Origin of the sequence: Streptomyces sp. NBC_00287 (genome assembly GCF_036173105.1) — a bacterium.
In the GTDB taxonomy this organism is placed as follows: domain Bacteria; phylum Actinomycetota; class Actinomycetes; order Streptomycetales; family Streptomycetaceae; genus Streptomyces.
Genome location: NZ_CP108053.1, coordinates 1,747,399 through 1,765,810 on the forward strand (window position 1 = coordinate 1,747,399; position 18,412 = coordinate 1,765,810).

General features: G+C 69.4%; 15 protein-coding genes. 3 read left to right on the forward strand and 12 right to left on the reverse strand.

All coding sequences use genetic code 11. From position 1 onward, the window contains the following. Window positions 1-50: 50 nt before the first annotated feature. Genes ruvX through OHT76_RS07930 form a run of 4 tightly spaced genes read right to left on the reverse strand, consistent with a single transcriptional unit; the run spans window position 51 to window position 4,003 of the window. Window positions 51-515, reverse strand: coding sequence for a Holliday junction resolvase RuvX (ruvX, locus tag OHT76_RS07915; RefSeq protein WP_015661798.1), 465 nt, complete (start codon window positions 513-515; stop codon window positions 51-53). Then, window positions 515-3,187: an alanine--tRNA ligase gene (gene alaS / locus OHT76_RS07920; RefSeq protein ID WP_328870032.1), complete on the reverse strand. Its 2,673-nt coding sequence runs from the start codon at window positions 3,185-3,187 to the stop codon at window positions 515-517. The genes ruvX and alaS overlap by 1 nt, the downstream gene beginning before the upstream one ends. Next, window positions 3,187-3,552 carry a hypothetical protein gene (locus OHT76_RS07925; RefSeq protein ID WP_328870033.1) on the reverse strand — a complete coding sequence of 122 codons (366 nt, stop codon included), beginning with the start codon at window positions 3,550-3,552 and terminating at the stop codon, window positions 3,187-3,189. The genes alaS and OHT76_RS07925 overlap by 1 nt, the downstream gene beginning before the upstream one ends. 7 nt (window positions 3,553-3,559) lie before the next feature. Beyond that, window positions 3,560-4,003, reverse strand: coding sequence for a DUF948 domain-containing protein (locus tag OHT76_RS07930; RefSeq protein ID WP_328870034.1), 444 nt, complete (start codon window positions 4,001-4,003; stop codon window positions 3,560-3,562). 154 nt (window positions 4,004-4,157) lie between these two features. Between OHT76_RS07930 and OHT76_RS07935 the strand changes: the two genes are divergently transcribed. Continuing rightward, window positions 4,158-6,329, forward strand: a complete 2,172-nt coding sequence (locus OHT76_RS07935; RefSeq protein WP_328870035.1) for an ATP-binding protein — start codon at window positions 4,158-4,160, stop codon at window positions 6,327-6,329. A gap of 21 nt (window positions 6,330-6,350) precedes the next feature. Here the strand turns inward: OHT76_RS07935 and rpsD are convergent, their stop codons facing one another. The 5 genes from rpsD to OHT76_RS07960 all read right to left on the reverse strand — a co-directional run bounded on the left by rpsD (window position 6,351) and on the right by OHT76_RS07960 (window position 11,487). Then, on the reverse strand, window positions 6,351-6,965 hold the full coding sequence (gene rpsD / locus OHT76_RS07940; protein ID WP_129796831.1) for a 30S ribosomal protein S4: 615 nt from the start codon (window positions 6,963-6,965) through the stop codon (window positions 6,351-6,353). A gap of 306 nt (window positions 6,966-7,271) precedes the next feature. Then, complete coding sequence (locus OHT76_RS07945; protein WP_328870036.1) at window positions 7,272-8,627, reverse strand: replication-associated recombination protein A; 1,356 nt, start codon at window positions 8,625-8,627, stop codon at window positions 7,272-7,274. 44 nt (window positions 8,628-8,671) lie between these two features. Then, the gene (locus OHT76_RS07950) at window positions 8,672-9,328 is read right to left on the reverse strand and encodes a vitamin K epoxide reductase family protein (protein WP_328870037.1); all 657 of its coding nucleotides are present in this window, start codon (window positions 9,326-9,328) and stop codon (window positions 8,672-8,674) included. A 177-nt stretch (window positions 9,329-9,505) separates the two neighbouring features. Beyond that, the gene (hisS, locus tag OHT76_RS07955) at window positions 9,506-10,768 is read right to left on the reverse strand and encodes a histidine--tRNA ligase (RefSeq protein WP_328870038.1); all 1,263 of its coding nucleotides are present in this window, start codon (window positions 10,766-10,768) and stop codon (window positions 9,506-9,508) included. Window positions 10,769-10,779: 11 nt separating this feature from the next. After that, on the reverse strand, window positions 10,780-11,487 hold the full coding sequence (locus OHT76_RS07960; protein WP_328870039.1) for an MBL fold metallo-hydrolase: 708 nt from the start codon (window positions 11,485-11,487) through the stop codon (window positions 10,780-10,782). 180 nt (window positions 11,488-11,667) lie between these two features. Between OHT76_RS07960 and OHT76_RS07965 the strand changes: the two genes are divergently transcribed. Together OHT76_RS07965 and OHT76_RS07970 are read left to right on the forward strand one after the other, a co-directional pair. Then, entirely contained in the window at window positions 11,668-12,516 is an 849-nt protein-coding gene (locus tag OHT76_RS07965) for a peptidylprolyl isomerase (RefSeq protein ID WP_328870040.1), read from the forward strand. 136 nt (window positions 12,517-12,652) lie between these two features. Beyond that, the gene (locus tag OHT76_RS07970; protein WP_328870041.1) at window positions 12,653-13,882 is read left to right on the forward strand and encodes a DUF349 domain-containing protein; all 1,230 of its coding nucleotides are present in this window, start codon (window positions 12,653-12,655) and stop codon (window positions 13,880-13,882) included. Window positions 13,883-13,945: 63 nt separating this feature from the next. Here OHT76_RS07970 and OHT76_RS07975 read toward each other — a convergent pair whose 3' ends face one another. The 3 genes from OHT76_RS07975 to secF form a co-directional block, all read right to left on the reverse strand. Next, complete coding sequence (locus OHT76_RS07975) at window positions 13,946-16,480, reverse strand: RelA/SpoT family protein (protein ID WP_328870042.1); 2,535 nt, start codon at window positions 16,478-16,480, stop codon at window positions 13,946-13,948. A 277-nt stretch (window positions 16,481-16,757) separates the two neighbouring features. Continuing rightward, on the reverse strand, window positions 16,758-17,297 hold the full coding sequence (locus OHT76_RS07980) for an adenine phosphoribosyltransferase (protein WP_328870043.1): 540 nt from the start codon (window positions 17,295-17,297) through the stop codon (window positions 16,758-16,760). Then, complete coding sequence (gene secF / locus OHT76_RS07985; protein ID WP_328870044.1) at window positions 17,294-18,412, reverse strand: protein translocase subunit SecF; 1,119 nt, start codon at window positions 18,410-18,412, stop codon at window positions 17,294-17,296. Before secF ends, OHT76_RS07980 begins: the two co-directional genes overlap by 4 nt.

Genomic DNA, 18,412 nt, shown 5'->3' on the forward strand with positions numbered 1-18,412 from the left:
GGCAGCTGTTCGAACACCGCCGCATCGCGCGGAACGTTACCGTATCGCGATCAGATGACCACTTCGACGCCCTCGCCGGGTGCTTTACCTGACACCCGTTCGGATTCCAGTGCCTGCTGGAGGATGATCACAGCGGCTGCCTGGTCAATGACCGATCTGCCCTTTTTCGACTTCACGCCCGAGGCGCGCAGTCCCTGACTGGCCGTCACCGTGGTCATCCGCTCGTCCACGAGCCGCACCGGAACCGGGGCGATGCCCTTCGCGAGCTCCTGGGCGAAGCCGCGGACCTTGACCGCGGCCGGGCCCTCGCCTCCCTTGAGGGAGCGTGGGAGCCCGACGACGACCTCGATCGGCTCGTACTCCTCGACCAGCTGCTTCAATCGGCGCTGAGCTGCGGGGACGTCCCGGCCGGGGACCGTCTCCACCGGGGTGGCGAGGATCCCGTCGGGGTCGCACGAGGCGACCCCGATACGGGCGTCCCCGACGTCGATGGCGAGCCGACGTCCTCTGCGCATTACTTGGCCGTCTCCCCGACCAGGCGCTCCACGGCGTCCACGGCGTCGCCGATGGCGGCCGGGTTCTGGCCGCCGCCCTGGGCGACGTCCGGCTTGCCGCCACCGCCGCCGCCGAGGGTCTTGGCGGCCGTACGGACCAGGTCGCCGGCCTTGAGACCGCGCTCGCGGGCGGCCTCGTTGGTGGCGATGACCGTCAGCGGCTTGCCGTTGAGCGTGGTGAAGAGGGCCACGACAGCGGCCCGGCCGCCCTGGATGCGGCCCCGCACATCAAGGACCAGCTTGCGCAGGTCGTCGGCGGTGGTGCCGTCGGGGACCTGGCCGGTCACCAGGGCGATACCGCGCACGTCCTTGGCGGACGAGGCGAGACCGGCGGCGGCCTGGAGGACCTTCTCCGCGCGGAACTTCTCGATCTCCTTCTCGGCGTCCTTCAGCTTGCCGAGCATGGCGGAGACCTTCTCCGGGAGCTCCTCCGGACGGCCCTTGATCAGCTCCTGGAGCTGGGCGACGACCGTGTGCTCACGGGCGAGGAAGTTGTAGGCGTCGACACCGACGAGGGCCTCGATACGGCGCACACCCGAGCCGATCGACGACTCGCCGAGCAGCTTGACCAGGCCGAGCTGGGCGGTGTTGTGGACGTGGGTGCCGCCGCACAGCTCCTTGGAGAAGTCGCCGATGGTCACGACGCGCACGCGCTCGCCGTACTTCTCGCCGAACTCGGCGATGGCGCCCTGCTTCTTGGCCTCGTCGATGCCCATGACGTCGGCGCGGACGTCGAGGTCGCGGGCGAGCACCTCGTTGATCTTCTGCTCGACGTCGGTCATCACGGCCGTAGGAACGGCGGACGGGGAGCCGAAGTCGAAGCGGAAGCGGCCGGGCTGGTTCTCGGAACCGGCCTGGGCGGCCGTCGGGCCGAGGGCGTCGCGCAGGGCCTGGTGGGTCAGGTGGGTGGCCGAGTGGGCTCGGGCGATGGCCTTGCGCCGGAGGTTGTCGATCAAGGCCTGGGCCTTGGCGCCGACGGTGACCTCGCCGACCTGGACGACGCCCTTGTGGACGTAGACACCAGGGACCGGCTTCTGGCAGTCGCGGACCTCGATGACGGCACCGGAGTCCACCTTGATCCGGCCGGTGTCGCCGATCTGGCCGCCGCCCTCGGCATAGAACGGGGTGCGGTCGAGGACGATCTCGACCTCGTCGCCCTCGGTGGCGGCCGGGGAGGAGACGCCGTCCACGAGGATGCCGACGATCGTCGACTCGCCCTCGGTGTCGGTGTAGCCGATGAACTCGGTCTCACCGGCGCGGTCGGCGATCTCGCGGTAGGCGCCCATGTCGGCGTGGCCGGTCTTCTTGGACTGGGCGTCGGCCTTGGCGCGCTCCCGCTGCTCCTTCATCAGGCGCCGGAAGCCGTCCTCGTCCACGGACAGCCCCTGCTCGGCGGCCATCTCCAGGGTGAGGTCGATCGGGAAGCCCCAGGTGTCGTGGAGCAGGAAGGCCTTGTCGCCGGCGAGGACGGTGCCGCCGGCCTGCTTGGTCTCGGTGACGGCGGTGTCGAGGATGTTGGTGCCGGCCTTCAGCGTCTTGAGGAAGGCGTTCTCCTCGGCGACGGCGACCTTCTCGATGCGCTCGCGGTCGGTGACCAGCTCGGGGTACTGCTGGCCCATCATCAAAATGACGGTGTCCACGAGCTCCTTGACGACCGGACCCGTGGCGCCGAGCAGCCGCATGTTGCGGATGGCGCGGCGCATGATGCGGCGCAGGACGTACCCACGGCCCTCGTTGCCCGGGGTGACGCCGTCGCCGATGAGCATCACGGCGGTGCGCATGTGGTCGGTGACCACGCGCAGGGAGACATCCGAGGAGTGGGCGTCGCCGTAGGCCACGCCGGTCAGCTCGGTGGCCTTCTTGATGACGGCCATGGAGGTGTCGATCTCGTACATGTTCTGCACGCCCTGCAGAATCATGGCGAGCCGCTCCAGGCCGAGCCCGGTGTCGATGTTCTGGCTCGGCAGGTCGCCGAGGATCTCGAAGTTGTCCTTGCCGATGCCCTCGCCCCGCTCGTACTGCATGAAGACGAGGTTCCAGATCTCCACGTACCGCTCGTCGTTGACGGCGGGGCCGCCCTCGACGCCGAACTCGGGGCCGCGGTCGTAATTGATCTCGGAGCAGGGGCCGCAGGGGCCGGGCACGCCCATGGACCAGTAGTTGTCCTTCATGCCGAGGCGCTGGATGCGCTCCTTCGGCACACCGACGACCTCGTGCCAGATGCGCTCGGCCTCGTCGTCGTCCTTGTAGACGGTGATCCAGAGCTTCTCCGGCTCCAGGCCGTAACCACCCTTGTCCTGGTGGCTGGTGAGCAGCTCCCAGGCGTACTTGATGGCGCCTTCCTTGAAGTAGTCGCCGAAGGAGAAGTTGCCGCACATCTGGAAGAACGTGCCGTGCCGGGTGGTCTTGCCGACCTCTTCGATGTCCGGCGTGCGCACGCACTTCTGCACGCTGGTGGCGCGGTCGAAGGGCGGCTTGACCTCACCCAGGAAGTAGGGCTTGAAGGGCACCATGCCGGCCGGGACGAGGAGCAGAGTCGGGTCGTCCGCGATGAGCGACGCCGAAGGCACGACGGTGTGCCCGCGCTCCTCGAAGAAGCTCAGCCAGCGGCGGCGGATCTCAGCCGACTCCATCAGTGGTCCTCATTCCGGTTGTACGAATTCGTCTTGTACGTGTACGACGTGTTGTCGATGACGTACGTCTTCGGCTCGGTGCGGTTCTCGATCGCGGCATGCCGCCGCGGCGCGGGGAGTTCGGGGTCCGCGTTGATGCCCAGCGCGTCCCCCAGCTCGGCCTCCCGCTGTGCCATGTTGTCGCGGACGTCGAGCGCGAAGCCCACCGCGCGGTCCTTGAGGCGGTTTCCTGCCTCGAGTGCCTTGTTGGCGGCCTGCGTGGCCAGGTGCTCGGGGGTCAGCTGCTTGATCTTGCGGTTGACCTTGGTGGTGGCCCACACACCGGCCGCGACACCTGTGGTGAACCAGAAGGTACGGCGGAACATCGCTGGATCAGCCCTTCTTCCGCTTGCTCCGCCGTGCCGCCGGAACCGTGCGGCCCACGATCACGGTACGTCGGGGTTCCTTGGCGGGCACGTCGTCCTTGCGGCCCGCGATCGCCCGGCGCACGCCGTAGCCGAAGGCCGCGACCTTGACCAGGGGGCCGCCGAAGGTGGAGGCCACCGTGGTCGACAGCGCGGAGGCGTTGGAGGTGACCTCCTGGACGTCGGAGGCGATGGCGTCGACCCGGTCGATCTGGGTCTGCGCCGAACGCACCGCCGAGGAGGCGTCCGCCAGGAGCGGGACGGCCTGATCGGTCACGTCCGCGACCAGCTTGGTGGTCGCCCGGAGCGTCTGGGCCAGCCTCACCAGTGCCACGGCGAGGAAGGAGACCAGGATCGCCCAGAACACGGCCACCAGGATCCCGGCCACCTCTCCACCGGACACTGTTTGCACCCGCTCCCTGAAACGTGCCTCAACATCGAAAAGTCGTGAGGTCGAGCCTATCGCGCCGGGCGCGGGGCTCCGTACCGGATTACGGCCCGCACGGCGCCCGAGTTGCGCGAAGCGATTGTACGGACTGAATACGGTTCAGTACGCTCCGTATCCCATGCGAGATGGACAGCGTGAGGACACCCCGGTGGCCGGCAATCTGCCCTTGGAGCTCGACGCGTTCGTCGGGCGTACGGCCGAACTCGCGGGGCTGGCCGAGGCGCTCGGCGGGACGCGTCTGGTGACGGTGACCGGCGTGGGCGGGGTGGGCAAGTCGCGGCTCGCGGCCCACGCGGCTGCCCGGTGCGCGCCGCCGGACGGGGTGTGGCGGGTGGAGCTGGCGCCGGTGCGCGATCCCGCGTTCGTCGAGCACGCGGTCGTGGCGGCGCTGGGACTGACCGACCACACCACGCGCCCGCCGCGCGAGACGCTCCTCGACCGGCTCGCCGAACGTCAACTCCTGCTGCTCCTGGACGGGTTCGAGCACCTGGTCGACGCCTGTGCCGAGCTGGTCACCGCGCTGCTGGGCCGGGCGCCGGGACTGAAGGTGCTCGCGGTGGGCCGCCGCCCGCTGTCGGTGCAGGGCGAGAAGCTGTTCCCGCTGGCACCGCTGTCCGAGGACGAGGCCGTCGAGCTGTTCGCCGACCGGGCCGCACTGCACGGGGTGGAGGTCGCGGGCGATGACGACGTACGGGAGCTGTGCCGTCGACTCGACGGGATCCCGCTGGCGGTGGAGCTGGCGGCCGGGCGGCTGCGGGCGCTGTCTCCCGGGCAGTTGCTGTCCCGGCTCGACGACCGGTTCCGACTGCTGACCAGGACGGGCGGGGATGCGCCGTGGCGCCATCGGACGCTGCGTACGGCGATCGGCTGGAGCCATGAACTGTGCACGCCCGAGGAGCGGTTGCTGTGGGCGCGTCTTTCGGTGTTCGCCGGACGGTTCGACCTGGAGGCCGTGGAGTACGTGTGCAGCGGGCACGGTCTGCACGCCGACGACGTCCTCGACGTGCTCTCCGAACTCCTCGCGCAGTCGGTGGTCGCCCGCGAGGAGACGGCCTCGGGCGTGCGCTACCGCATGCTGGACACGGTCCGGGCCTACGGCGCCGACTGGCTGGCGGCGACCGGTGACGCGGAGCGGCTGCGGCGCCGGCACCGCGACTGGTACCTGGGCCTTGCGACCTGGTGCGAGCTCGACTGGTTCTCACCGCGCCAGGCGGAGGTCGCCGCACGCGTGGAGGCGGAGCTGCCGAATCTGCGCAGCGCCCTGGAGCACTGTCTGTCCGAGCCCGACGAGGCACATCTGGGCCAGCTCCTCGCGGGCTCCCTGTGGTTCTACTGGGTCGGCTGCGGGCGCCTCTCGGAGGGCCGGCACTGGCTGGACCAGGCCGTCCGGCTGGACTCCGGCCATGAGCAGTCCCGGCTCAAGGCCCTGTGGGTGCTCGGCTATGTGGCGGTCCTCCAGGGCGACACCGTCGCCGCGCTGGCCGCCCTGCACGAATGCCGGGAGGAGGCCGAGCTGTCGGCGAACCCCATCGCGGCGGCCTACGCCGAGCACCGCACCGGTTGCCTTGCCCTGGTCAGCGACGACATGGCCCGTGCTGAAACGCTGCTGCGCTCGGCGCTGGCCCGCTACCAGGAGATCGGCGAGCTCAACAGCAACGTCCTCATGGGCCAGGTGGAGCTCGCGATGACCCGGGCCTTCCAGGGCGATCCGGAAGAGGCGGTGGGGCTGTGCGAGGACGTACGCCGGGTGTGCGAGGACCACGGTGAGCGCTGGGCCCGGTCGTACGCGCTGTATGTGCTGGCGTACGCGGCCTGGCGCGAGGGCGATCAGGCACACGCGCGTGAGCTGCTGACGGACTGCCTGGCCGCCGCCCACTCCTTCCACGACCTGCTCGGCTCGGTGCTCACGGTGGAGCTGCTGGCCCTGGTCACGGCGGCCGAGGGCGACCCGGCGGAGGCGGCGGTGCTGCAAGGGGCGGCCGGGCGGATGTGGCCGTCGGTGGGGCTGCCGCTGTTCGGCTCGGCGTACTACAACGCCCCGCACGAGCGGTGCGAGGCGTTGGCCCGGGAGCGGCTGGGCGACGAGCGGTACGAGGAGTGCGTACGGGCGGGTGCGCGGCTCGACCGGGAGGCGGCGGTGGCCCGGGCCCTGGGTCTTGGGCGGCCTGCGGCCAGGGCGCTGGAGGCGCTGCCCGCGCCGCGTGGGCCCGTGCGGCACACCAAAGTCGCCCTCGACATGCACGAACCCGCCGCCTCGCCCACCCGGAAGGGCGGGGAGACGGCGGGCTGAGGTGCTACGGCCTGCCGGTGATCAGCGGGCGTAGTACTCGACGACGAGCTGCTCGTCGCAGATCACCGGGATCTCCTTGCGGTTCGGCTCACGGTCCAGGCGGAACGCCAGGGCCTTGAGGTTCACCTGAAGGTAGCGCGGGGTCTCACCGTCGGGGGCGAAGCCGCCCTCGCGGGCGATGGAGAAGAGGGTCTTCTCGCGGCTGCGCTCGCGGACCATCACGACGTCGTCGGGACGGACGCGGAACGAGGGCTTGTCGACCTTCTGGCCGTTGACCTCGATGTGGCCGTGCACGACCATCTGACGGGCCTGGTAGATGGTGCGGGCGATGCCCGAACGCAGGACCAGGGCGTCGAGACGACGCTCGAGCTCGATGATCAGGGCCTCACCGGTCTTGCCCTGAACCTTCGAGGCACGCTCGTAGGCGCGGACGAGCTGGCGCTCGGACACGTCGTACTGCGCGCGCAGACGCTGCTTCTCGAGCAGACGGACCTTGTAGTCCGAGTTCTGCTTGCGGCCACGGCCGTGCTCACCCGGCGGGTAGGGACGGGCCTCGAAGTACTTGACGGCCTTCGGGGTCAGCGCGATGCCGAGGGCACGCGACTTCTTGACCTTGGGGCGGGACTGATTCGCCACTTGTTTCTCATTTCCTGGTTTTCGGCTTGTCAGGGTTGAGGGAGGTCGCATCCGCAGCCTGGGAGACCCCGCGGGTCCGGTCGGTCGGACCTGCTGGGCAGCCGCTCCCTGGTCTGGGCACATACGTGCAGCACGCGAGTGGCCCACCGACCGGTCCCGTCGTACGACGAGTGGTGGTGGGCTGCCCGCGACACCGTTCGACGGTGCGCGACGCTCCTGGAGCCGGTTCGTGAGAACCGGGTCTCCGGCTGACCGTCCCGTTCTGACTGCACGGGACACAGCACTTCAAGGGATTCTACAGGCTGCTCAGGACCGCTTGCGACCGAGGTGGATTCTGGTCCACTCCACCGCGTCCGCGTAGCGCGCCTCGGCGCCGTGCCGGGTCGGGGTGTAGTACTCGCGGTCCTTGAGGGCGTCCGGGGCGTACTGCTGCTCGGCGATGCCCTCGGACAGGTCGTGCGGATACACATACCCCTGCGCGTGCCCGAGTTTGGCGGCGCCCTTGTAGTGCCCGTCGCGCAGATGCGGAGGCACGGGCCCGGCCAGTCCCTTGCGTACGTCCTCCATGGCGGCGCCGATGGCGGTCGTGGCGGAGTTGGACTTCGGGGCCAGGGCGAGGGCGATGGTGGCGTGACTGAGGGTGAGGGCGGCCTCCGGGAAGCCGATCATGGCGACGGCCTGGGCGGCGGCGACCGCGATGGGCAGGGCGTTCGGATCGGCGAGGCCGATGTCCTCGCTGGCCGAGATCATCAGTCGGCGGGCGATGAAGCGGGGGTCCTCGCCGGCCTCGATCATCCGGGCCAGGTAGTGCAGAGCCGCGTCGACGTCGGAGCCGCGGATCGACTTGATCAGGGCGCTGGCCACGTCGTAGTGCTGGTCGCCGTCGCGGTCGTACTTCACCGCCGCCCGGTCGACGGTCTCCTCCAGGGTCTGGAGCCCGATCTCCGGCTCGCCCTTGTCGAGGGCGGCCCCGGCGGCGGCCTCCAGGGCGGTCAGGGCGCGGCGGGCGTCGCCGCCGGCGATGCGCAGGAGGTGGGCCTCGGTGTCCTCGGGGAGGGTGACGGCGTCCTTGAGGCCGCGCTCGTCGGACAGAGCCCGCCGCAGCAGACCTCTGACGTCGTCGTCGGTGAGGGGTTCGAGGGTCAGCAGCAGGGAGCGGGACAGGAGCGGGGAGATGATCGAGAAGTACGGGTTCTCGGTGGTCGCCGCGATCAAGGTCACCCAGCGGTTCTCGACCGCCGGGAGCAGGGAGTCCTGCTGGGCCTTGCTGAAGCGGTGGATCTCGTCGAGGAAGAGGACCGTCTCCTTGCCGAAGCCGCCGGTGGCGCGGCGGGCGCCCTCGATGACCGCGCGAACCTCCTTGACCCCCGCGGTGATCGCGGACAGCTCCACGAAACGCTTGTTGGTGGCCTTGGAGACGACATACGCCAGGGTCGTCTTGCCGGTGCCGGGCGGACCCCACAGGATCACCGAGGAGGGTCCGGCAGGGCCGCCGCCGGACTCGCCGACCAGTCTGCGCAGCGGTGAGCCCGGCTTGAGCAGGTGCTGCTGGCCCACCACCTCGTCGAGGGTGCGCGGGCGCATCCGGACGGCCAGGGGGCTGGCGGTCGGGTCCTTCTCCTGGCGTTCTTCGGCTGCGGCGGTGAACAGGTCGGGCTCCACGGTTGAAACCCTAATTCACGGCACTGACAATGCCCTCGGCGCTGTCAGCTGGTCCAGAAGTCCCACCAGCGGGTCATGATCAGGATGCCGATGACGCCGATGTGCAGCACCGGCAGGACCCAGGTGAACTCGCTGAAGAAGCCCTTCAGCCAGCGCGGTCCGGGCAGGAAGCCGTTGCGCACGTTGAACGAGGTCACGTACCAGAACATGATGATCGTCGCGACCCAGGCCAGGGAGCACCACAGGCACAGGGCGCCGATGCGGTACAGCGACTGGAACTGCAGCCAGGTGCAGAAGCCGATGCCGAAGAGGGTGCCGGCGTTGAAGGTGAGCCAGTACCAGCGCGGGAAGCGGGCGCGGGCGAGCAGGCTGATGCCGACGCAGATGACGACGCCGTAGGCGACGAGGCCGAGCATCGGGTTGGGGAAGCCGAAGGCCGAGGCCTGGTCGCTCTCCATGACGCTGCCGCAGGAGACGACGGGGTTCAGGCTGCAGCCGGGGACGAAGGTCTTCCCCTCGACCTTGGCCTCCAGCAGCTTGAACTTGTCGAGCGTGATGACCCACGAGGCGAGCAGTCCGGCGGCGCCGGTGATCACCAGCATCAGCGCGAACGCGCGACTGCCCCCCACCACCTGTGGCACGGCCTCCGCGCGCTCCGGCTCGGGTTCGGTGGAGACGTCCCTGACTGTCGTCTTGCTCATCACGCCGATTCCGTCACTTGAGAGTTGGACCTTCTCCGGACAGGGGTCATTGTGCCGCAAACGGACGCGTGCCCACCGTTCGCTGGAGATAAGGAACTCTTGCGGGGGACCCGGGGCGTTCGGTTCAGGACAACGGGGGCCGCGCGTTCCCGCGAAGCCCCCGTGACCCTGTGGCTCTCAGCCCAGGCGGGCTTCCAGCTCCGCCACGATCTCGTTCACGCCGATCGCCGACTGCTCGCCGGACTCCATGTCCTTGAGCTGGACGACGCCTTCGGCGAGGTCGCGTTCGCCGGCCACGATCGTGTAGCGGGCGCCGCTGCGATTGGCGTTCTTCATGGCGCCCTTGAGGCCCTTGGCGCCGTACGAGAAGTCCGCCGCGATGCCGAGCTTGCGCAACTCGGTGACCTTGGCGAACAGGATCCGGCGGGCCTCATCGCCCAGCGGGACCGCGAACACGCTGGTCATGGAGGGGAGTTCGAGCTCCACGCCCTCCGCCTCCAACGCGAGGACCGTGCGGTCGATGCCGAGGGCCCAGCCGACGGACGGCAGTGCGGGGCCGCCGATCATCTCGGACAGACCGTCGTAGCGACCGCCGCCGCCCACCGCGGACTGGGAGCCCAGACCGTCGTGGACGAACTCGAACGTCGTACGGGTGTAGTAGTCCAGCCCGCGGACCAGCTTCGGGTCGTCCTCGAAGGCGACGCCCGCCGCCGTGATCAGCTCGCGGACCTCCTCGTGGTACGCCTTGCAGGCGTCGCAGAGGTAGTCGCGCAGCAGCGGCGCGTCGCCCAGCTGCTTCTGGACCGACTCGCGCTTGTCGTCCAGGACGCGCAGCGGGTTGATCTCCGCGCGGCTCAGGGTGTCCTCGTCGAGGTCCAGGCCGCGCAGGAAGTCCTGGAGCGCGGCGCGGTAGACCGGACGGCACTCCTTGTCGCCCAGGCTGTTGAGCAGGATGCGGAAGTTGCTCAGGCCCAGCGAGCGGTACGCCTGGTCCGCCAGGATGATCAGCTCGGCGTCGAGGGCGGGGTCCTCGGCACCGATCGCCTCGGCACCGACCTGGGAGAAGTGGCGGTAACGGCCCTTCTGGGGGCGCTCGTAGCGGTAGTACGAGCCGGAGTACCAGAGCTTGACCGGGAGGTTGCCCGCCTTGTGCAGGTTGGCCTCCAGCGCGGCGCGCAGCACGGACGCCGTGCCCTCGGGGCGCAGGGCCAGCTTGTCGCCGCCCTTGGTCTCGAAGGCGTACATCTCCTTGGTCACGATGTCGGTGGACTCACCGACACCGCGCGCGAACAGCTCGACGTTCTCGAAGCCGGGCGTCTCGATGTAGCCGTAGCCGGAGTTCCGCAGCGGGGCGGCGATGGCCTCGCGGACGGCCAGGAACTTGGCGCTGTCCGGCGGGATCAGGTCGTAGGTGCCCTTGGGGGCCTTGAAGGTGCTCACGGAAGGTCTCGTCACATTCCTCGTCGGGGAGCGTCGACGCTCCCGAGGCCGGCGGCCACCTGCCGCAGATACGGGTTGGTGGCGCGCTCCTGGCCGATGGTCGTCTGGGGGCCGTGGCCGGACAGCACCACGGTCGAGTCGTCGAGCGGCAGGCACACGCGGGCCAGCGAGTCGAGGATCTCGGCCATGTCACCGCCGGGCAGGTCGGTGCGTCCGATGGAGCCGGCGAACAGCAGGTCGCCCGAGAACAGGATCGGCGGGATGTCCGCCGCCTCGGGCAGCCCGAAGGTCACCGACCCCTTGGTATGGCCCGGCGCATGGGCGACGGTGAGCTCCATCCCCGCCAGCTCCAGCTTCGCGCCGTCGGTCAGCTCCTTGACGTCGTCCGGCTCCCCGATGGTCAGCTCGCCCATCAGCGGCATCCCGATGGAACGGCCGAGCGCCTTCTCGGGGTCGCTCATCATGTACCGGTCCTCGGGGTGGATCCAGGCCGGTACGTCGTGCGCGCCGCACACGGGGACGACCGAGGCCACATGGTCGAGGTGGCCATGGGTGAGGACGACGGCAACGGGCTTGAGCCGATGCTTCTTCAGTGCTTCCTCGACTCCGGGGGCCGCCTGGTGGCCCGGGTCGATGATCACGCACTCCTCACCGGCGGCGGGGGCGACGAGATAGCAGTTCGTCCCCCAAGCCCCGGCAGGGAACCCGGCAATGAGCACGATCGTCCTTCGTTGTGTCGGTTTTGGTGACAAGTCGGTGGGCTGCGCCTGAGGTCAGAGCCTACCGGCGCTGCCGATTCCTCAGCGAACCCATATACGGTACGGGGCACATGCAGAGGGTCGGCCCACCGGACGCACTCGCACCGGTCGACGCATTCAGACGCTTGAGGAGACAACCCCGTGGTCAGCCAGGAACAGCGGCGGCGTCAGCTCGCCCGGGAGAAGTTCTTGCGGCAGCAGCAGCGGCGTACGGACGCGCGGCGCAAGTCACGCACGCGCAACGCGGTGATCGCGTCCGCGCTCGGCGTCGTCATCATCGGCAGCCTCGGGCTCTATACGGCCGGCGCCTTCGACGGGGACGACGGCAAGTCGAACGCGGGCGCCGAGGTCACCCCGAGCGCGACGCCGACCAGCAAGGCCCCGGACCCGTGCAAGAAGGCGGCCGCGGGCAAGGTCGAGACCATGAGCTGGAAGAAAGAGCCGGCCATGACCATCGACGAGTCCGCGGACTACACGATGAAGCTGGACACCACGTGCGGTGAGATCGACATAGCACTCAAGGCGTCCGCCGCCCCGCGCACCGTGAACTCGTTCAACTTCCTGCTGAACAAGGGCTACCTGGATCACACCAAGTGCCACCGGCTGACCGACAGCGGCATCTACGTGCTGCAGTGCGGCGACCCGACGGGCACCGGCACCGGCGGTCCCGGCTACACGATTCCGGACGAGAACCTCAAGGACAAGAGCGTCAAGGGCGACGTCTACCCGGCGGGCACGGTCGCGATGGCGAACCAGTTCAACGCCCAGACCGGTGAGGGCAAGGACTCCGGCGGCAGCCAGTTCTTCCTCGTCTACCAGGACAGCCCGCTGCCGGCCAACTACACACCGTTCGGCACGGTGACCGAGGCCGGAATGAAGGTCCTCACGAAGCTGGCGGCCGCCGGAGCGCAGGCCGCGGACCCCACGACGGGCAACACGGCGCCGAACGCGACCGTCGTGATCAACAAGGCAACTGTCACCAAATCCTGACCCCCCAACTGCGAAATTTCGGTCGCGCGGGATGCGGACAGGCAACCCGCCGGTCGCCTATGTTGGCCGTGACGAAACTGTGGACGATGCCCGGGGGCGCTGAGGCCCTACGCAGGCATCATGTGGAGGAGGCGCTGTGAGCAGCGACCCGTGGGGCCGCGTCGACGAGACGGGGACCGTGTACGTGCGTACGGCCGATGGCGAGCAGGTCGTCGGTTCCTGGCAGGCCGGCTCCCCCGAGGAAGCGTTGGCCTACTTCGAGCGCAAGTACGAGGGCCTGGTTGTCGAGATCGGCCTCCTCGAGAAGCGAGTCAAGACCACCGACCTGTCCGCGAAGGACGCGCAGGTCGCGATCGACCACATCCGCGAGCAGGTCGACGCGCATCACGCGGTCGGTGACCTGGACGCGCTGCGGAAGCGTCTGGACAAGCTCGTGGAGACCGTCGAGAAGCGGCGTGAGGAGCGCAAGCAGCAGCGCGCGAAGCAGTCCGACGAGGCGCGGCACGCCAAGGAGGCGCTGGTCGCGGAGGCGGAGGAGCTGGCGCAGTCCGACCAGTGGCGGGCGGCCGGTGAGCGGCTGCGGTCCCTGGTGGACACCTGGAAGGGGCTGCCGCGGCTCGACCGCAAGTCGGACGACGAGCTGTGGCACCGCTTCTCGCACGCGCGCTCGGCGTTCTCCAAGCGGCGCAAGGCGCACTTCGCGGCGCTGGACGCGCAGCGCGAGGAGGCCCGTAAGACCAAGGAGCGGCTGGTCGCCGAGGCCGAGTCGCTGTCCGGGTCGACGGACTGGGGTCCGACCGCGGCACGCTATCGCGAGCTGATGTCGGAGTGGAAGGCCGCGGGCCGTGCCCAGCGCGAGCACGAGGACGACCTGTGGAACCGCTTCCGCGGCGCCCAGGACGTGTTCTTCGCCGCGCGCAGCTCGGTCTTCGCCGAGCGCGACGCCGAGCAGTCCGAGAACCTCAAGCTCAAGGAGGAGCTGGCCCATGAGGCCGAGAAGATCCTCCCGGTGACGGATCTCAAGACCGCGCGTGCCGCGTTCCGCCAGATCAACGAGCGCTGGGAGGCCATCGGCCATGTGCCGCGGGACGCCCGGCCGAAGGTCGAGGGCCGGATGCACGCCGTCGAGCGGGCCATCCAGGAGGCCGAGGAGGCCGAGTGGCGCCGGACCAACCCGGAGGCACGCGCGCGTGCCGAGGGTCTGACCGGCCAGCTCCAGGCTGCGGTGGACAAGCTCCACAAGCAGATCGAGCAGGCGCGCGCCCAGGGCAACAACGCCAAGGCCGACAAGTTGGAGCGTGAGCTGGAGGGCCGCCAGGCGCTGCTGGACCAGGCTCTGAAGGGCTTGCAGGAGTTCGGCGGCTGACTCAGACAGCCGGCATGAGAAGGGGCTCCCCGAGGGGAGCCCCTTTTCGTTCTCCTACGGCGATTACGCCCGGCTGCGTGCCGAGGTCACCCGGTAGACGTCGTAGACGCCCTCCACGCCCCTGACCGCCTTCAGCACGTGCCCGAGGTGCTTGGGGTCGCCCATCTCGAAGGTGAAGCGGGAGGTGGCGACGCGGTCGCGGGAGGTCTGTACGGCCGCGGAGAGGATGTTGACGTGCTGGTCGGACAGGACGCGGGTGACGTCCGACAGCAGCCGGGAGCGGTCCAGGGCCTCGACCTGGATGGCGACCAGGAAGACCGAGGACTGGGTGGGCGCCCACTCGACCTCGAGGATGCGCTCCGGCTCACGGGACAGGGAATCCACGTTCACACAGTCGGTGCGGTGAACCGATACTCCACTGCCGCGGGTGACGAAGCCCATGATCGGGTCGCCGGGGACCGGCGTACAACATCGGGCGAGCTTGACCCACACGTCGTCGACGCCCTTGACCACGACACCCGGGTCCTGGCTGCTGCGCCGCTTGCGGCCGCGGCCGCGGGCCGACGGGACCGACTCGTCGATCTCCTCGGTGGCCGCCTCCTCGCCGCCGAGGGCCTGCACCAGCTTCTGTACGACGTTCTGCGCGGCCACATGGCCCTCGCCGATCGCCGCGTACAGCGAGGAGATGTCGGGGTAGCGCATCTCGTGCGCGAGGGTGACGAGGGAGTCGCCGGTGAGGATGCGCTGGATCGGCAGGTTCTGTTTGCGCATCGCGCGGGCGATGGCGTCCTTGCCCTGCTCGATCGCCTCGTCGCGGCGCTCCTTGGAGAACCAGGCCCGGATCTTGTTGCGGGCGCGCGGCGACTTCACGAAGCCGAGCCAGTCGCGGGAGGGGCCCGCGCCGGCCGCCTTGGAGGTGAAGACCTCCACCAAGTCGCCGTTGTCCAGGGTGGATTCGAGCGGGACGAGACGGCCGTTGACCCGTGCGCCTATGGTGCGATGGCCGACCTCGGTGTGGACGGCGTAGGCGAAGTCCACGGGAGTGGCACCCGCCGGGAGTGCTATGACGTCGCCCTTGGGGGTGAAGACGAAGACCTCGTTGCGGGACAGGTCGAAGCGCAGGGACTCCAGGAACTCGCCCGGGTCCTCGGTCTCCTTCTGCCAGTCCAGCAACTGGCGCAGCCACGCCATGTCGTTGAGGTGGTCGTCCTTGCCCTTGCCGGCCTTGGGCACGTCGGTGCGTACCTTCGAGGCGCCGGCGACGGCTTCCTGCTTGTACTTCCAGTGCGCGGCGATGCCGTACTCGGCGCGGCGGTGCATGTCGAAGGTGCGGATCTGCAGCTCGACCGGCTTGCCGTTGGGGCCGATGACCGTCGTGTGCAGCGACTGGTACATGTTGAACTTGGGCATCGCGATGTAGTCCTTGAACCGGCCGGGGACCGGGTTCCATCGCGCGTGCACGGTGCCGAGGGCGGCGTAGCAGTCGCGGACCGTGTCGACAAGTACACGAATACCCACCAGGTCGTAGATCTCCGCGAAGTCACGGCCGCGGACGATCATCTTCTGGTAGACGCTGTAGTAGTGCTTCGGGCGGCCGGTGACGGTGGCCTTGATGCGGGCCGCGCGCAGATCCTGCTGCACCTCGTCGGTCACTATGGCCAGATATTCGTCACGCTTGGGTGCCCTTTCGGCCACCAGCCGGACGATCTCGTCGTACATCTTGGGGTAGAGGATCGCGAAGGCGAGGTCCTCCAGCTCCCACTTGATGGTGTTCATGCCCAGGCGATGGGCGAGGGGCGCGTAGATCTCCAGGGTCTCGCGCGCCTTCTTCTCCTGCTTCTCGCGCTTGAGGTAGCGCATGGTGCGCATGTTGTGCAGACGGTCGGCGAGCTTGATGACCAGGACGCGGGGGTCCTTGGCCATCGCTACGACCATCTTGCGCACGGTCTCGGCCTGTGCGGCCTCGCCGAACTTGACCTTGTCCAGCTTGGTGACGCCGTCGACGAGCAGCGCCACGGAGTCGCCGAAGTCACGGCGGAGCTGGTCGAGGCCGTACTCGGTGTCCTCGACGGTGTCGTGCAGCAGGCCCGCCATGAGCGTGGCCGGATCCATACCCAGCTCGGCGAGGATCGTGGTGACGGCGAGCGGGTGGGTGATGTACGGGTCGCCGCTCTTGCGCTTCTGGCCGCGGTGCCAGCGCTCGGCGACCTGGTAGGCCTTCTCGATCTGCCGAAGCGTGGCGGTCTCGATCTTCGGGTCGTTGCTGCGCACTATCCGCAGCAGCGGCTCCAGCACCGGGTTGTACGGGTTGGAGCGCTGGACGCCGAGGCGGGCCAGGCGGGCGCGGACACGGTTGGAGGAGCCGGTGCGGGGCGGCTGGCCGGTGTTGGGGCGGACCGCGGGGGTGGAGGGGCGCTCGGGCGGGGCCGGCTTGGGGCGCGACTGATCGGCCGACTTGTCGACGGGCGCGGACTGGGCGTGCTCGACCGGCCCACGCGCGTCGTTCGTCGCGTTCGACGTCTTCGGCGCGGGCTTGTCCGCGGGGCCCGAGGCGGAGTCGGGCTTGGCGGCGGTCAGGTGCTGGGCCTCATCTGGCAAGAGGACTCCTCGTGCGCGATCCGGGTCCCCCGGTCAGGCTCCGGAGACCCCATGGTAGCGAGCCTGCGCCCCAGGATCGCCTTCAGGCCGATGTGAGGGCCTTATACGGAAGAAACACAAGGGGCGGATCAGGGATTCCTCGGCGGTGTCCTGCGGGTGTCCCACGGCTTTCGAGGGCCTCGCGTACGGGTGTCCCGTCGTGGTGCGCCCGGACATGCGCGCGGGGCGCACGCCTCCCTTCAGGGAAGTGTGCGCCCCGCGCGTCCATGGGTCTCGCTCAGATCTTGAGCAGGGCCTCCAGAGGGGCTCCGTCGAGGGCCGGTGCCAGCCGGGCGCGGCCGCCGAGGAAGCCGAGCTCCATCAGCACGGCAAGGCCCGCGACCTCGGCGCCCGCCCTGCGGATGAGCTGGATCGAGGCCTCGGCGGTGCCGCCGGTGGCGAGGACGTCGTCGACGACCAGCACGCGGTCCTCGGCGGTGAGGTCCTCGGCGTGCACCTCGATCTCCGCCGAGCCGTACTCCAGGTCGTAGGCCTGGCTGAGGGTGGCTCCGGGGAGCTTGCCCGCCTTGCGCACCGGGATGAAGCCGAGTCCGGCGCGGACGGCGACGGGGGCGCCGAGGATGAAGCCCCGGGCCTCCAGTCCGACGACCTTGGTGGCGCCGGCGCGCTCGGCGATCTGCGCGAGGGCGTCGGTGAGCGCCGTGAACGCGGCCGGGTCCGCGAGCAGCGGGGTGATGTCCTTGAACATCACGCCGGGCTCCGGGTAGTCGGCCACATCACGGATGCGGCTGAGCAGCAGCTCTTCGATGTCGGTCATCGGCGCTTCCCCGAGGGTCGGCCACGGCCCCGGGTGCGGGACGCGGGCTGGTTGCGGGGGCCGACGACGGCGGGCGCGGCATCGTCGTCCGGCTCGTCGTCGAGGGGCTCGTCGACGAGGTCGGCGTCCAGGGGCTCACCCTTGGCCGCGGCCTGGGCGCGCTTGGCGAGTACGCGCTTCTTCAGGGCCTTCATCTGCGGCTCGCGCTCCTTGAGGTCGGCGACGAGCGGAGTGGCGATGAAGATCGAGGAGTACGCACCGGCCGCGAGGCCGACGAACAGCGACAGCGAGATGTCGTTCAGCATGCCGGCACCGAGGAAGCCGCCACCGATGAACAGCAGGCCCGCCACCGGGAGCAGGGCGACCACCGTGGTGTTGATGGAGCGGACCAGGGTGCTGTTGATCGACCTGTTGGCGATGTCGCTGTAGGTCCAGCGGGTCTGTTTGGTGATGTCCTTGGTCTGCTCCTTGAGGCTGTCGAAGACGACGACCGTGTCGTAGAGCGAATAACCGAGGATCGTCAGCAGACCGATCACCGTACCCGGGGTGACCTCGAAGCCCACGAGGGCGTAGATGCCGACCGTGATGGTGATGTCGTGGATCAGGGCGACGAACGCGGCGACCGCCATGCGCCACTCGAAGGCGATCGCCAGATAGATCACCACAAGGACCAGGAAGATCCCGAGTCCCTGCCAGGCCTTGTTGGCGATCTGCTCACCCCAGCTGGGGCCGACCAGCTCGCCGGTGACGTCGTTCTCGTCGACCTTCAGGTCCTTGGCGAGCTCCGCGGAGACCTTGTCGGCCGCGGAGGTGTCGATGCCCGCGACCTGGATACGCAGCTTGCCGTCGCCGAGCTTCTGGACGATCGCGTCGTGGCCGGAGGCCTCTTCCGCGTACTCCTGCGCCTGGGAGACCGAGACGGAGGTCTTCGGGGTGGTGAAGACCGCTCCGCCCTGGAACTCGATGCCCATGTTCAGGCCGCGCACCGCGAGGCCCACGATCGCCGTGATGGTGATCAGGATGGACAGGCCGTACCAGAGCTTGCGGTTGCCGACGAAGTCGTAGCCGACCTCGCCACGGTGCAGTCGGGCGCCGAGGGTGCCGAGCTTCGACAT